This is a genomic window from Mycobacterium sp. IDUB_28 (assembly GCF_055419285.1).
Window position 1 is genome coordinate 265,706 of record NZ_JBVAXK010000004.1, and the last position, 13,845, is coordinate 279,550.

The following is a 13,845-nucleotide window of genomic DNA, read 5'->3' on the forward strand; positions in this document are numbered from 1 at the left end:
TAATTGTTGCCCACGAGCGGCCGGTTGCGTCCCGGTGTGGGAGTCACCCGGTTCAGCCCGAGCTGTGGGTGGTCGATACTGGAGTGAAGCGTCCGGCACCGGCCGATCGGACCGTGGGGTTCATCACGCGGGAATCGGAAATGGCCAGGCACCGGCGTGCCGATCCGCCGCCGTCGCACCCCGAGGAGCCCATGAACGAGCCCCAGGAATTCCTGCGCAACCGCGTCGGGCCCGACCAGCCGGTGGCTGCGCGTCCGCCCGAGGCACCGCCCGCCTCCCCGCGTCCGGCGCCGACCACGGGTTTCCGGCCGCCGGTCCCGCCCCGTCCGCCGCACCCCGCCCCCAGCCCGCCGGCAGCGACCGAGACCCCGCGAGCGACATTCGCCCCGCCGCCGCCGGCCGAAGACGCCACCCCACCTGCTGCAGTGCCCGAGCCCGCGCCGCGCGCCGTGCCGCCCCCACCAGCCATGCCCGCCGCGCCGCCCGGCCCGGTGCAGCTCCGACCGCCCCCGGCACCGCATCCGACGCCGAGCCCGCACCGAAGCCCAGCGCCGCCGCAGCGCAGTGACGTTCCTCCGCCGATCTCCTGGCCGGGTACCGGGGCGGCGCCGGCGCGCCGATCCCAGCCCGCACACCGCGGCTGGCGACGCGTGGTGCAGGTGGCCACCTTCGGGCTCGTTGACCCCGGCCCATCGGCCGCGCAACGCAGCGCCGCGCAATTCGAGGCGGCCATCCGAGTCGCGCTGCACGGCAACCACAAGGTCGGCGTCCTGGGCAAGGGTGGTGTCGGGAAGACCTCTGTCGCCGCCAGCGTGGGCTCGATCCTGGCCGAGCTACGCCAGCAGGACCGCGTGGTCGCGATCGACGCCGACACCGCGTTCGGCCGACTGAGCAGCCGCATCGATCCGCGTACCACCGGCTCGTTCTGGGAGTTGACCGCCGACAAGAACCTGCAGACCTTCGCCGACGTGACGTCGCGGGTGGGCCGCAATGCCGCCGGCCTCTATGTGCTGGGCGGTGAGCCGGCGGCGGGTCCCCGCCGGGTGCTGGATCCGGCCGTGTACCGCGAGGCTGCGCTACGGCTGGACCGCCACTTCGCGATCTCGGTCATCGACTGCGGCTCCACCATGGATGCTGCCGTCACGCGGGAAGTGTTGCGCGACTTGGACGCGCTGATCGTAGTTTCCTCACCGTGGGCGGACGGCGCCGCCGCTGCGGCCAAGACGGTCGAGTGGTTGGCCGACCATGACCTTCGGGATCTGCTGCAACGCAGCGTGGTCGTGCTCAACGACTCCGACGGCCACGCCGACAAACGCACCCGGTCATTGTTGGCTCGCGAGTTCGTCGACCACGGCCAGCCGGTGGTCGAGGTTCCCTTCGATCCCCACCTGCGACCCGGTGGCGTCATTGACGTCACCGAACAGCTGGCGGCGGCGACGCGCCTGAAGTTTCTCCAGGTCGCGGCGATGATCACGGGCTATTTCGGATCGCGGAACCCGGCCGCGCCGACGGATCGCTTTCGTGACCAGCCGGTCCCGAATCGTCAGCCCGATCCGGCGAACGTCAGCACACCCCCGGGCCGGCAGGACCGCTGACCAGCATTCGTCGCATCACGCCGACTGGGCGGCGATCCGCTCCCGGACCGGGAAACCGTTGCGCTCGGCCAGCGACCGCAGTTGGTTGAGCGCGAACGTCCGCGCCCGGCCGGAGTCCGGGATCACCACGCCGGCCCAAAGGCCTTCCGCGCCAGGCAATTCCACCGCTTCCTTGGCACACAGCCACCGGCGCGGGCACGCCCGGCACAGGGTCTTGGCCTCGGCGTCGGGCGTCGTGGTCCAACGGTCGGGGTCTTGGGTGCACACGCCCAGCTGCGGGACCGAAGAGAGAGTCGTTGCGGTCATGTCTTTACGTTCCTCCATAAAGCGTTGCAGGTTGTGCCCCTCTGCCGCAGAACAGTATAGCAAGAACCGTCGCAGTGCAACAGTTTGTTTATGACCATGCTGAGGACGGCGCTACGTTTTGCGGAGGCAGCCCTCGCCTACTCGACGAAACCTGGTATCACCAGGGGTTTTTTCCTGCCAATTAGCTGTGGGTTTGCTCGTGAACGGCTGGTCCCGGCGGCCACTGCCAAAGAAGTGCGCCCGACATGTGTGCTTGGCGTTAGGCTTAACCGTAGCGGTAGACCGGTTATAGCGGGATGCGCCGCACCATCTGACCGCTGAGAAAAGCGTAGCGAAGGTATAGCAATGAAAGGGTGCAACGGTTACGATGTTGGCTAGCGGAAGGTGCGTGCGGCCGGCCGCTCTGGAATCCACGAGCGAGGACTCTCCGCAGATGCCTGACACCGAGTCGACCGTCGGTCCAGCTGCGCTGGCCGCGCTCAAGCTCGACGCCGCGCGCCCCGCCAGGATCAATATGCGCACCGTGTCCCACATCCGGTTCGGCCAACTCACTGGAGGCAAGGCGTTGACGTTCGAAGCCGTCAGGCCGTCCAATTCGCCTGAAGAGCACGCTCGGGACCGTCCGGCAGGACACGAGCCGGTCGACCAGTCCCCCGAAGTCGATCCCGGGCTGGCCCGGGCCGGCGCCGCCGCGGCGGCGCGTCGGCGCGAGCTCGACATCAGTCAGCGCAGCCTCGCCGCCGACGGCATCATCAACGCGGGTGCGTTGATCGCCTTCGAGAAGGGCCGTAGCTGGCCCCGCGACCGGACTCGCGCCAAGCTCGAAGAGGTGCTGCAGTGGCCGGCCGGGACGATCGAGCGCATCCGTGACGGCGAGGCGGTCGCCACCCAACCCGCGCCGGCCCCGCCGGTGCCGCCACCACCCCCGCCGACGGCCGACGGCCCGGCATCGCTGATCGCCCAGGCGGTGGCCGCCGCCGTGGACACCTGCAGTTTGGCGATCGCCGCATTGCCCGCGCCGGAGGATCCCGAATTCACCGAGCGCGCAGCGCCCATTCTGGCCGATTTGCGCCAGCTCGAGGGAATCGCCGTTCAGGCCACGCGGATCAGTCGGATAACGCCGGAACTCATCAAAGCCATGGGCGCCGTGCGTCGCTATCACGACGAATTGATGACCTTGGGTGCCACGGCTCCCGGCGCCACGCTCGCGCAGCGGTTATATGCCGCGCGCCGGCGTGCAAATCTTTCCGCCCATGAAACGGCCCTCGCAGCCGGAGTCAGCGAAGAAACGATCGTTCGTGCCGAGGCGGAGGAAGTGTTGCCGCCGGACGCCGCCGCTGCGATCGAAGCACTTATCAGCCAGATCAATTGAAATGAGCGGGATGGTACGGGGAACGTCGTTGTTGCCCCGGTACTCCGTGGTGCGCGGGTACCTGCCGTGCCCGCGAAACATCCACTCCCACCAGAAAATTCGTGCATTGAGCTCGGTCGCAGCGCTGTTAAGCTCGACACACGATGCGAAAGTGCATAACGAAAACCGTCCGTGCACGCCAACAGCCAACGTAAGGAACCACGCAAATGTCGGGTAGCGCGATTTGCAAGACCACCAGCAACTTCATTTACACGCAGTTGTTTCTGCTGGGCGACGGCATTCCCGACCCGGGCGACGTTTTCAACGCCGGCTCCTCACTGTTCAAAGGCGTGGCCGACAAGATCGGCCTCGCCATTCCGGGCACCAACTGGATCGGCCAGGCCGCCGATGCCTATTTGAACCAGAACACCGCGCAACAACTGCGTGCCAAGCTGATGGGTGAAATCGACGATTTGACCGGCAACCTGATCTCGAATCAGGCCGAACACGTCGAAAGCACGCGCAAGGTGCTACGCGCGATGAAGAGCATGGTCGACGGCGTGTACAAGGCCTGCAAATGGTGTGAAGACAACCTCTGGATCGTCGGCGACGCCCTTTCGGTGGCGATGGCGATCCCGGCCTGCGCACTGGCGATGACGGTTGTCGGCGGCGCCCTGCTCTACCTGACGATCATGACCGCCATGAACGCGTTCAACATGATCGGACTCGGCGGCCGGCTGCTCGACATCTTGACGAACCTGCCCAAGCTGGCCGGGCTGATTCCCGACATCATCGGCGGCATCATCGACACCATCTGGCCGCCGAAACTGCCCGACCTCCCGATCCCCGGCCTGCCCAACATCCCGGGCCTGCCCGAGTTCACCTGGCCGCCGCAGGTCGGTGTCCCGGACTTCAACCTGCCGATCCCGGGGCTGCCCGAATTCCAGTGGCCGTCCATCCCCGGCCTGCCCGACTTCGGCGGCGTCATCCCCGACCTCGGCGGCCTCATCCCCGGCTTCCCCAACCTGCCCGGCCTGCCCAGCATCCCCGACGTGTTCCCCGGCCTGCCTGGGCTGGGCGACCTCTTCCCGGGCGTGGGCAACTTGGGCAAACTACCCACCTGGACCGAACTGGCCGCGCTGCCGGACTTTTTGGGCGGCTTCGCCGGCCTGCCCGTGCTGAGCTTCGGAAACCTGCTCAGCTTCGCCCAACTGCCGGGCGTCGGGCAGATCAGCTCGACCATGGGCCAGCTCCAGCAACTCATGGCTGCCGGCGGCGGCCCGGGTCAGATGGGCAACATGGCCAGTCAACAGGCGCAGATGATCTCCTCGCAGGCCCAGCAAGGGGGCCAGCAGGACGACCGGGACGACCAGGGTGCGGGCGCGGCGGCCGGGGTTGCCGGCGGCGAGCGTGCGCCCGTCGATGTGGGAACCGGCGGCCAGAGCCAGTCGGGCACCGTCCTGTAGTCCAAGCAGTCGGCCTCAACTCGGCCAAACCCCTAACAAGCCAATGCCATAGCGAGTAAAAAAGTTAAACGTAGAGGAAGGTTCTGCCCCATGTCAGTTCTCGAAGTCGTACCTTCGTTCCTGAAGGTGCTCTCCGGCATGCAGACCGAAATCGCCGGACAATTCGGCACCGCCACCAATTCGGTCACCGGGATCAGCGGACGCGTCTCGATGACCCACGGTTCGTTCACGTCGAAATTCAACAACGCGTTGCGTGACCTGGAAACCAGCCGCAGCAACACCGGTAAGGGTGTGCAGGGCGTCAGCACCGGGCTGGCCACCAATCTGATCTCGGCTGCGACCGCCTACCTCAATTCCGACCAGGGGCTGGCCGGCGTCATCGACAAGATCTTCGGCTGATCATGTCCGGTCCGCTCGCTTCCGGCCGCGCGGGCCTCGTTGACGATGTCGTCGGCGTGGAGGTCACCATCGACGGGATGCTGGTCATCGCCGATCGGTTGCACCTGGTCGATTTCCCGGTCGCACTTGGCATTCGGCCCAACATCCCCCAAGAGGAGCTGCGGGACGTGGTCTGGGACCAGGTGCGGCGCGACCTCACCGCGCAGGGGGTGCTGGACCACAACGGGCAACCGCACCCGGGGGTGGCGTCGATGGTTGAGACCATCAGTCGCGCCGACCGCACGCTGGAATGCCGTTGGTGGCGCCGCGACAGAGCCGGCGCGGGTGCCGCCGGCGTGATGGTCCGATTTGTGGTGTGCCGCAAGGGTGATACCCACGTGGTCGCGGCCCGCGACGACGACATGCTGGTGTTGCAGTTGGTGGCGCCGCAGGTCGGGTTGGCCGGCATGGTGACGACCGTGCTGGGCTCAGCGGAGCCGGCGCCCGTCGAGCCGCTGACCGGGGTCGCCAGCGAGCTCGCCGAGTGCACGACGGCCGCACACCTGACGCGGCACGGCGTTCCGCCGGCGCAGGCGCGCATCTATAGCGAGATCGTCAGTAACCCGACCAGCTGGGTCGAGATCGTCGCCAGCCAGCGCCATCCCGGGGGGACCACCACCACCACCCCCGCAGCCGCAGGCGTTCTGGACTCCGAGCACGGGCGTCTGGTCTCGCTGCCCCGCCGGGTGGGCGGCGAGCTGTACGGGAGTTTTCTCGCCGGCACCCAACAGAATCTGCAACGCGCGCTGGACGGCCTGCTCGAGCTGCTGCCCGCCGGATCTTGGTTGGACCATGCCGAAGCCTCCGCGTAACGCCCGCGAACTTTCCCGATACCAGTCCAGAAAGGGACGCCATAGTGGACCTGCCCGGTAACGACTACGACAGCGACGACCTCGGGGCGCTGGATTTCTCCGGCGGTGCCGTCGTCGAAGAGTCCTCGCTCGACGTGCTCGGTGACTATGCCCCACCGACCGAAACCGACGGCTCCGGAACCGAACTCGATGCACTGAGCGGGCTGACCGAGCAGGAGGAGGAACCCGAGCTGGCGTTGTTCACCGTCACCAATCCGCAGGGTTCGGTGTCGGTGACGGCGTTGATGGACGGCCGCGTGCAGCAGATCACCGTGACCGATCGGGCATCGAGCATGTCCGAATCGGGGCTTGCCGAAGAAATTTTCGTCATCGCCGACCTGGCCCGGCAGAAGGCGCGGGCCGCCCAACACACCTTCATGGTCGAGAACATGGGCGAGATGACCGGCGGCGACGCGCAACAGAACGCGCTGCTGCACGAATTCGTCGGCATGACACTGAATCTGCCGACGCCGGAAGAGGCGGCCGCCCGGGAAGCAGAGGTGTTCGCCTCCCGCTACGACGTGGACTACACCGCCCGGTACAACGGTGATCAATGACTGATCGCCTGGCCGGTCTGTTCGACAGTGCCGTCGGCATGCTGCCGTTGTCGGAGGCACGGTCACTGGACCTGTTCACCGAGATCACCAATGACGACGAGTCGGCGTGCGATGCGTGGGTGGGCAGGATCCGCTGCGGTGACACCGATCGCGTGACGCTGTTCCGGGCCTGGTACTCGCGCCGCAATTTCGGCCGGCTTTCCGGGGCCGCGCAGATTTCGATGAGCACGCTCAACGCCAGGGTCCCGATCGGGGGTCTGTATGGCGACATCACCTATCCGGTCACCTCACCACTTGCGGTGACGATGGGCTTCGCGGCATCTGAAGCAGCGCAAGGTAATTACGCCGACGCGCTGGAAGCTCTGGACGCCATGGCCCCCGGGGCGGCGGGCGGGTCCGAGCATCTGGTCGCGTGGCTCAAGGCGGTGATCTACGGCGCGGCCGAACGCTGGACGGACGTGATCGACCAGGTGAAGGGCGCCGGCAAGTGGCCGGACAAGTTCCTGACCGGTGCCGCCGGGGTGGCGCACGGTGTGGCGGCGGCGAATCTGGGTTTGTTCACCGAGGCTGAACGCCGGCTGACCGAAGCCAACGACTCACCGGCCGGTGAAGCGTGCGCCCGGGCCATCGCGTGGTTCCTGGCCCTGTCGCGGCGCAGCCAAGGCAACGAGGACGCCGCGGTGGCGCTGCTGGAATGGCTGCAGACCACCCATCCGGATCCGAAAGTCGCAGCGGCACTGAAGGATCCGTCGTACCGGTTGCAGACCACCACAGCCGAGCAGATCTCCTCCCGATCGGATCCGTGGGACCCGGCCAGTGTGGTGACCGACAACTCCGGCCGCGAGGCGCTGCTGGCCGACGCCCAGGCCGAGTTGGACCGTCAGATCGGGCTGACCCGGGTCAAGACGCAGATCGAGCGCTACCGCGCGGCGACCCTGATGGCGCGGGTCCGCGCCGCCAAAGGCATGAAGGTGGCCCAGCCCAGCAAGCACATGATTTTCACCGGTCCGCCGGGTACCGGCAAGACGACGATTGCGCGCGTTGTCGCGAACATGCTTGCCGGGCTCGGGGTGATCTCCGAACCCAAGCTGGTCGAGACCTCACGCAAGGACTTCGTCGCCGAGTACGAGGGTCAGTCGGCCGTCAAGACCACTAAGACCATCGATCAGGCCCTGGGCGGGGTGCTGTTCATCGACGAGGCGTACGCCCTTGTGCAGGAACGGGATGGCCGCACCGACCCGTTCGGGCAGGAGGCGCTGGACACCTTGCTGGCGCGAATGGAGAATGACCGCGACCGGCTGGTGGTGATCATCGCCGGCTACAGCAACGACATCGACCGGCTGCTGGAAACCAACGAGGGCCTGCGGTCGCGCTTCGCCACCCGCATTGAGTTCGATACCTACAGTCCCGACGAACTCCTCGAGATTGCGAAGGTCATTGCCGCCGCCAATGATTCGACGCTGAGCGGGGAAGCGGCCGATGCCTTCCTGGCGGCGGCCAAGGTGCTGCACGATCGGACTTTGCGTGGCCGGCCGGCGCTGGACATCGCCGGAAACGGCCGTTACGCACGGCAACTGGTCGAGGCTGCCGAACAGTGCCGGGACATGCGCCTGGCGCAGGGCCTGGACATTGAAGCTCTGGATGTGGACCGACTGCAGGAGATCAACAACGCGGACATGGCCGAGGCAATCGCCGCGGTGCATGCCCACCTCAACATGAGAGAGTGACACATGGGGCTTCGCCTGACCACCAAGGTTCAGGTCAGCGGGTGGCGCTTCCTGCTCCGCCGCGTCGAGCACGCGATCGTGCGACGCGACACCCGCATGTTCGACGACCCGCTGCAGTTCTACAGCCGTTCGGTGTGGCTCGGCGTCGTCATCGCGGTGGTGATCCTGGTGGGCGCGGGGCTGCTGGCGTACTTCAAACCGCAGGGAAAGCTCGGCGGCACCACACTTCTCACCGACCGCGCCACCAACGAGCTCTATGTGATCGTCTCGGGGCAGTTGCACCCGGTCTACAACCTGACCTCGGCGCGGCTGGTGCTGGGCAATCCGGCCAACCCGGCCACCGTGAAGTCCTCCGAACTCACCAAATTGCCACTGGGCCAGACGCTGGGCATCCCCGGGGCGCCGTACGCAACGCCGGTGTCCGGGGACAACAACTCGGTGTGGACGTTGTGCGACACGGTCTCTCGCGCCGACACCGCCACGCCGCTGATCCAGACCTCGGTGATCGCGATGCCGCTGAAGATCGATCCGACGGTGGACCCGGTCGATGCGAACGAGGCGCTGCTGGCGACCTATCAGGGTCAGCAATGGATTGTCACCGAAAAGGGCCGTCACTCAATTGATCTCAACGATCGTGCCCTGACTTCGGCGATGGGCATACCCGTCACCGCCAAGGCTGTGCCGATTTCGGAGGGCATGTTCAACGCACTGCCCAGCCAGGGCACCTGGCAGCTGCCACCGATACCCGGGGCGGGCGAACCCAATACCGTCGGGCTGCCCGATGAACTGGTGATCGGGTCGGTGTTCCAGATCCACGCCGAAAAAGGTCCGCAGTACTACGTGGTGCTGCCGAACGGCATCGCGATGGTCAACGCCACCACCGCGACCGCGCTGCGCGCCACCCAATCGCACGGGCTGGTCGCTCCTCCCGCGGTGGTGCCGAGCGTCGTGGTCCGCATCCCCGAGCAGGTGTACCCCTCACCGTTGCCCGACCAGCAGCTCAAGATTCTGGCCCGCCCCGACGAGCCCACCCTGTGCTGGACCTGGGAACGGGCCGCCGGGGACCAGGCGCCCAAGCAGACCGTCCTCTCCGGGCGGCATCTGCCCATCGCACCGTCGCTGATGAACAGCGGTATCAAGCAGATCCAGGGGGCGGCAACTATTTTCATCGACGGCGGCAAGTTCGTCCGGTTGCAGTCCCCGGATCCGCGCTACGGGGAATCGATGTATTACGTCGACCCCGAGGGGGTGCGTTACGGGGTGCCCAACGCCGATTCGGCCAAGGCGCTCGGTCTGAGCTCACCGAAAACCGCGCCGTGGGAGATCATTCGGCTGCTGGTCGACGGGCCGGTGTTGTCCAAGGACGCCGCAATGCTCGAGCACGAGACGTTGCCGGCCGATCCGACTCCCCGAAAAGTTCCCGGCGGCACCCCTGGAGCGCCCTCATGACGACGAAGAAGTTCACCCCGACCATCACCCGCGGGCCGCGGCTGACCCCCGGTGAGATCAGCCTGACCCCGCCAGACGATCTCGGCATCGAGATTCCGCCGTCGGGTGTGCAGAAGGCACTTCCGTATGTGATGGGCGGCTGCATGGTCGGCATGATCGCGATCATGCTGGCCGGCGGGACCAAGCAGTTGTCGCCGTACATGCTGATGATGCCGTTGATGATGATCATGATGATGGTCGGCGGCATGGCCGGCGGCACCGGCGGTGGCGGCAAGAAGGTGCCGGAAATCAACGCCGACCGCAAGGAGTATCTGCGCTATCTGGCCGGGCTGCGCAGCCGGGTCACCTCCTCGGCCAGTTCGCAGGTGGCGTTCTTCTCTTACCACGCACCACATCCCGAAGATCTGCTGTCGATCGTCGGGTCCCAGCGGCAGTGGTCGCGGCCGGCCAACAGTGACTTCTATGCGGCCACCCGCATCGGGATCGGTGACCAGCCCGCGGTGGACCGGTTGCTGAAGCCGGCGGTCGGCGGCGAGCTGGCCGCATCCACGGCGGCGCCCCAGCCGTACCTGGAGCCGGTCAGCCACATGTGGGTGGTGAAGTTCCTGCGCACCCACGGTCTGATCCACGACTGCCCGAAGCTGCTGCAGCTCCGCACATTTCCGACGATCGCGATCGGTGGTCACCGGCCCGGCGCCGACCGGCTGTTGACCGCGATGCTCTGCCATCTCGCGGTGTTCCACCCGCCGGACCTGTTGCAGATCCGGGTGCTCACCGAGGATCCCGACGACCCGGACTGGTCCTGGCTGAAATGGCTTCCGCACGTCGCGCATCAGACCGAGACCGACGCGGCGGGCCCGGTCCGGATGATCTACGCCCGTCCCGACGGGCTGGCCGATCTCGCCGCGCGCGGACCGCACGCCCCCGACACGCTGCCGACCGGTCCCTACGTCGTCGTCGTCGACCTGACCGGCGGCAAGGCGGGATTTCCGCCCGACGGCCGGGCCGGAGTCACGGTGATCACGCTGGGCAACCACCGCGGGTCGGCCTACCGCATCCGGGTCAACGACGACGGCAAGGCCGACGACCGGCTACCCGGCCAGCAGTTCCGGCTGGTGGTCTCGGCCGCGGACGGGATGTCCCCGGCCGAGGCCAGCCGGGTGGCCCGGAAACTGGCCGGCTGGTCGATCACCGGAACCATCCTCGACCGGACGCAACGCGTCCAGAAGAAGGTGGCCAGCGAGTGGCACCAACTGGTGGGCGCCAAGAGTGTCGAGGAGGTGACTCCGAGCCGCTGGCGGATGTACACCGACACCGACCGGGACCGGTTGCGGATTCCCTTCGGCCACGAACTCAAGACCGGCAATGTGATGTACCTCGACATCAAGGAGGGCGCCGAATTCGGTGCCGGACCGCACGGGATGCTGATCGGCACCACCGGCTCGGGCAAATCGGAGTTTCTGCGCACGCTGATCCTGTCGCTGGTCGCGATGACCCATCCCGATCAGGTGAACCTACTGCTCACCGACTTCAAGGGCGGGTCGACTTTCCTTGGTATGGAGAAACTTCCGCACACCGCCGCTGTCGTCACCAACATGGCCGAAGAAGCCGAGCTGGTCAGCCGGATGGGTGAGGTGTTGACCGGCGAGCTGGACCGGCGGCAGAACATCCTGCGTCAGGCCGGCATCCAGGTCGGTGCGGCGGGCGCCCTGTCCGGGGTGGCCGAGTACGAGAAGTACCGCGAGCGGGGTGCCGATCTGGCGCCGCTGCCAACGCTCTTTGTGGTCGTCGACGAGTTCGCCGAACTGCTGCAGAGCCATCCCGACTTCGTCGCGCTGTTCGACCGCATCTGCCGGGTGGGCCGCTCGCTGCGGGTGCACCTGCTGCTGGCCACCCAGTCGCTGCAGACCGGCGGCGCCCGCATCGACAAACTCGAACCGAACCTGACCTATCGAATAGCGTTGCGCACCACCAGTTCTCACGAATCGAAGTCGGTGATCGGTACGCCCGAGGCGCAGTACATCACCAATAAGGAAAGCGGCGTCGGGTTCCTGCGGGTCGGCATGGAGGATCCGGTGAAGTTCAGCACCTTCTACATCGGTAGTCCGTACATCCCGCCGGCCGCCGCCGACACCAACGGGGACAGCGGGCGTGCCGGCGCGCAGGTCGGCAGGCAGTCCATGCGGATCCGCCAGTTCACCGCGGCGCCGGTCGTCGAGGAAGAGGTGGTGAAGTCATGACGAACACCGAGACGCGGGCCCTGCGCGAAGTGATCCTCGACCAACTGGGCACCGGCGAATCCCGGGCGTACAAGATGTGGCTGCCGCCGTTGACCGATCCGACGCCGCTGGACGAACTGATCGCCCGGGACCGGCGACAACCGTTGCGATTCGCCCTGGGGATCATGGACGAGCCGCGCCGGCACCTGCAGGAAACCTGGGGTGTCGACGTGTCCGGTGCCGGCGGCAACATCGGCATCGGCGGCGCACCGCAGACCGGAAAGTCCACCCTGCTCCAGACGTTGGTGATGTCGGCGGCCGCCACCCACTCCCCGCGCGACGTGCAGTTCTACTGCATCGACCTCGGTGGCGGCGGGCTGATCTATCTGGAGAACCTGCCGCACGTGGGCGGCATAGCGAGCCGCTCCGAACCCGACAAGGTCCACCGCGTGGTCGCCGAGATGCAGGCCGTGATGCGGCAACGCGAGCAGATGTTCAAAGAGCACCGGGTCGGCTCGATCGCGATGTACCGGCAGCTACGCGCCGACCCGAACCAGCCCGTCGCGGCCGATCCCTACGGCGACGTGTTCCTGATCATCGACGGGTGGCCCGGCTTCGTCAGTGAGTTCAACGAACTGGAAGCGCCGGTGCAGGATCTGGCCGCGCAGGGCCTGGCGTTCGGCGTGCACGTCATCATCTCCACGCCACGGTGGACGGAACTGAAGTCACGTGTCCGCGACTACCTGGGCACCAAGATCGAGTTCCGGCTCGGCGACGTCAACGAGACCCAGATCGACCGCATCACCCGGGAGATCCCGGCCAACCGGCCGGGCCGCGCGGTGTCCATGGAGAAACACCACCTGATGATCGGGGTGCCCCGCTTCGACGGGGTGCACAGTCCGGAGAATCTCGTCGACGCGATCACCGCCGGGGTCGAACGCATCGCCTCGCAGACCACCGAGAAGGCGCCCCCGGTCCGGGTGCTGCCCGAACGCATCCACCTCTACGAGCTCGATCCGAACCCGCCCGGGCCGGCTGCGGATTACCGCACCCGCTGGGAGATTCCCATCGGGCTGCGCGAAGCGGACCTCACGCCGGCCTACAGCCACATGCACACCAACCCACACCTGCTGATCTTCGGTGCGGCCAAGTCCGGCAAGACGACCATCGCCCACGCGATCGCGCGCGCCATCTGCGCCCGCAACAGTCCCGACCAGGTGCGGTTCATGCTGGCCGACTACCGCTCCGGCCTGTTGGACGCGGTCCCGCAGAGTCACCTGCTGCAGGCCGGTGCGATCAACCGCAACAGCGCGAGCCTGGACGAGGCGGTTCAGGCGTTGGCGGTGAACCTCAAGCGGCGGTTGCCGCCGACCGATTTGACGACGGCGCAATTGCGTTCGCGTTCGTGGTGGACCGGATTCGACGTCGTATTACTGGTCGACGACTGGCACATGATTGTTGGTGCCGCAAGCGGCATGCCACCAATGGCTCCGCTGGCACCACTATTGCCGGCGGCGGCCGATATCGGGTTGCATATCATTGTCACCTGCCAGATGAGTCAGGCATACAAGGCCACGATGGACAAGTTCGTCGGCGCCGCGTTCGGGTCGGGTGCGCCCACCATGTTCCTCTCCGGGGAGAAACAGGAGTTCCCGTCCAGCGAGTTCAAGGTCAAGCGGCGGCCTCCTGGCCAGGCGTTTCTCGTGTCGCCCGACGGAAAGGAGGTCATCCAGGCGCCCTACATCGAACCGCCCGACGAGCTCTGAGAATAAGTGTGCGGAGCACCCCTCAACCCCGGTTAGGATTATTGCAACGCACGAAGAAAGCCTCCGAGGAGAACGAGAAATCGGGCCTACGGAATTCCGGCGGTGACGACGAAGTTTGGG

Annotated in this window: 11 protein-coding genes; 10 read left to right on the forward strand and 1 reads right to left on the reverse strand. The window is 66.8% G+C overall.

The annotated features are described in order from the left end of the window. The first annotated feature begins 191 nt into the window (after window positions 1-191). Window positions 192-1,595: a MinD/ParA family ATP-binding protein gene (locus ACZYZ9_RS10680; protein WP_463826233.1), complete on the forward strand. Its 1,404-nt coding sequence runs from the start codon at window positions 192-194 to the stop codon at window positions 1,593-1,595. A gap of 15 nt (window positions 1,596-1,610) precedes the next feature. Here ACZYZ9_RS10680 and ACZYZ9_RS10685 read toward each other — a convergent pair whose 3' ends face one another. Further along, on the reverse strand, window positions 1,611-1,901 hold the full coding sequence (locus ACZYZ9_RS10685; protein ID WP_463826234.1) for a WhiB family transcriptional regulator: 291 nt from the start codon (window positions 1,899-1,901) through the stop codon (window positions 1,611-1,613). A 514-nt stretch (window positions 1,902-2,415) separates the two neighbouring features. Between ACZYZ9_RS10685 and ACZYZ9_RS10690 the strand changes: the two genes are divergently transcribed. The 9 genes from ACZYZ9_RS10690 to eccCb all read left to right on the forward strand — a co-directional run bounded on the left by ACZYZ9_RS10690 (window position 2,416) and on the right by eccCb (window position 13,725). Beyond that, window positions 2,416-3,273, forward strand: a complete 858-nt coding sequence (locus ACZYZ9_RS10690; protein WP_463826427.1) for an ESX-1 type VII secretion system transcriptional regulator EspM — start codon at window positions 2,416-2,418, stop codon at window positions 3,271-3,273. Window positions 3,274-3,479: 206 nt separating this feature from the next. After that, window positions 3,480-4,718, forward strand: a complete 1,239-nt coding sequence (locus ACZYZ9_RS10695) for an EspA/EspE family type VII secretion system effector (RefSeq protein WP_463826235.1) — start codon at window positions 3,480-3,482, stop codon at window positions 4,716-4,718. Window positions 4,719-4,808: 90 nt separating this feature from the next. Then, the gene (locus ACZYZ9_RS10700) at window positions 4,809-5,117 is read left to right on the forward strand and encodes an ESX-1 secretion-associated protein (protein WP_463826236.1); all 309 of its coding nucleotides are present in this window, start codon (window positions 4,809-4,811) and stop codon (window positions 5,115-5,117) included. Between the two features lie 2 nt (window positions 5,118-5,119). Continuing rightward, window positions 5,120-5,968, forward strand: a complete 849-nt coding sequence (locus tag ACZYZ9_RS10705) for an ESX secretion-associated protein EspG (protein WP_463826237.1) — start codon at window positions 5,120-5,122, stop codon at window positions 5,966-5,968. Window positions 5,969-6,012: 44 nt separating this feature from the next. Then, window positions 6,013-6,564 (forward strand): DUF2694 domain-containing protein, encoded by a 552-nt coding sequence (locus ACZYZ9_RS10710; RefSeq protein ID WP_463826238.1) that lies wholly within the window; start codon window positions 6,013-6,015, stop codon window positions 6,562-6,564. Then, window positions 6,561-8,291, forward strand: a complete 1,731-nt coding sequence (gene eccA, locus ACZYZ9_RS10715; protein ID WP_463826239.1) for a type VII secretion AAA-ATPase EccA — start codon at window positions 6,561-6,563, stop codon at window positions 8,289-8,291. Before ACZYZ9_RS10710 ends, eccA begins: the two co-directional genes overlap by 4 nt. 3 nt (window positions 8,292-8,294) lie before the next feature. After that, window positions 8,295-9,740 (forward strand): type VII secretion protein EccB, encoded by a 1,446-nt coding sequence (gene eccB, locus ACZYZ9_RS10720; protein WP_463826240.1) that lies wholly within the window; start codon window positions 8,295-8,297, stop codon window positions 9,738-9,740. After that, window positions 9,737-11,980 (forward strand): type VII secretion protein EccCa, encoded by a 2,244-nt coding sequence (gene eccCa / locus ACZYZ9_RS10725; protein WP_463826241.1) that lies wholly within the window; start codon window positions 9,737-9,739, stop codon window positions 11,978-11,980. The genes eccB and eccCa overlap by 4 nt, the downstream gene beginning before the upstream one ends. Next, window positions 11,977-13,725 carry a type VII secretion protein EccCb gene (eccCb, locus tag ACZYZ9_RS10730; RefSeq protein ID WP_463826242.1) on the forward strand — a complete coding sequence of 583 codons (1,749 nt, stop codon included), beginning with the start codon at window positions 11,977-11,979 and terminating at the stop codon, window positions 13,723-13,725. Before eccCa ends, eccCb begins: the two co-directional genes overlap by 4 nt. Window positions 13,726-13,845 lie beyond the last annotated feature (120 nt).

Excerpts from the sequence above, each read along its gene's own strand:
- ACZYZ9_RS10680 (WP_463826233.1), top strand. The coding sequence starts at position 192 with ATGAACGAGCCCCAGGAATTCCTGCGCAACCGCGTCGGGCCCGACCAG.
- ACZYZ9_RS10685 (WP_463826234.1), bottom strand. The coding sequence starts at position 1,901 with ATGACCGCAACGACTCTCTCTTCGGTCCCGCAGCTGGGCGTGTGCACC.
- ACZYZ9_RS10690 (WP_463826427.1), top strand. The coding sequence starts at position 2,416 with ATGCGCACCGTGTCCCACATCCGGTTCGGCCAACTCACTGGAGGCAAG.
- ACZYZ9_RS10695 (WP_463826235.1), top strand. The coding sequence starts at position 3,480 with ATGTCGGGTAGCGCGATTTGCAAGACCACCAGCAACTTCATTTACACG.
- ACZYZ9_RS10700 (WP_463826236.1), top strand. The coding sequence starts at position 4,809 with ATGTCAGTTCTCGAAGTCGTACCTTCGTTCCTGAAGGTGCTCTCCGGC.
- ACZYZ9_RS10705 (WP_463826237.1), top strand. The coding sequence starts at position 5,120 with ATGTCCGGTCCGCTCGCTTCCGGCCGCGCGGGCCTCGTTGACGATGTC.
- eccA (WP_463826239.1), top strand. The coding sequence starts at position 6,561 with ATGACTGATCGCCTGGCCGGTCTGTTCGACAGTGCCGTCGGCATGCTG.
- eccB (WP_463826240.1), top strand. The coding sequence starts at position 8,295 with ATGGGGCTTCGCCTGACCACCAAGGTTCAGGTCAGCGGGTGGCGCTTC.
- eccCa (WP_463826241.1), top strand. The coding sequence starts at position 9,737 with ATGACGACGAAGAAGTTCACCCCGACCATCACCCGCGGGCCGCGGCTG.
- eccCb (WP_463826242.1), top strand. The coding sequence starts at position 11,977 with ATGACGAACACCGAGACGCGGGCCCTGCGCGAAGTGATCCTCGACCAA.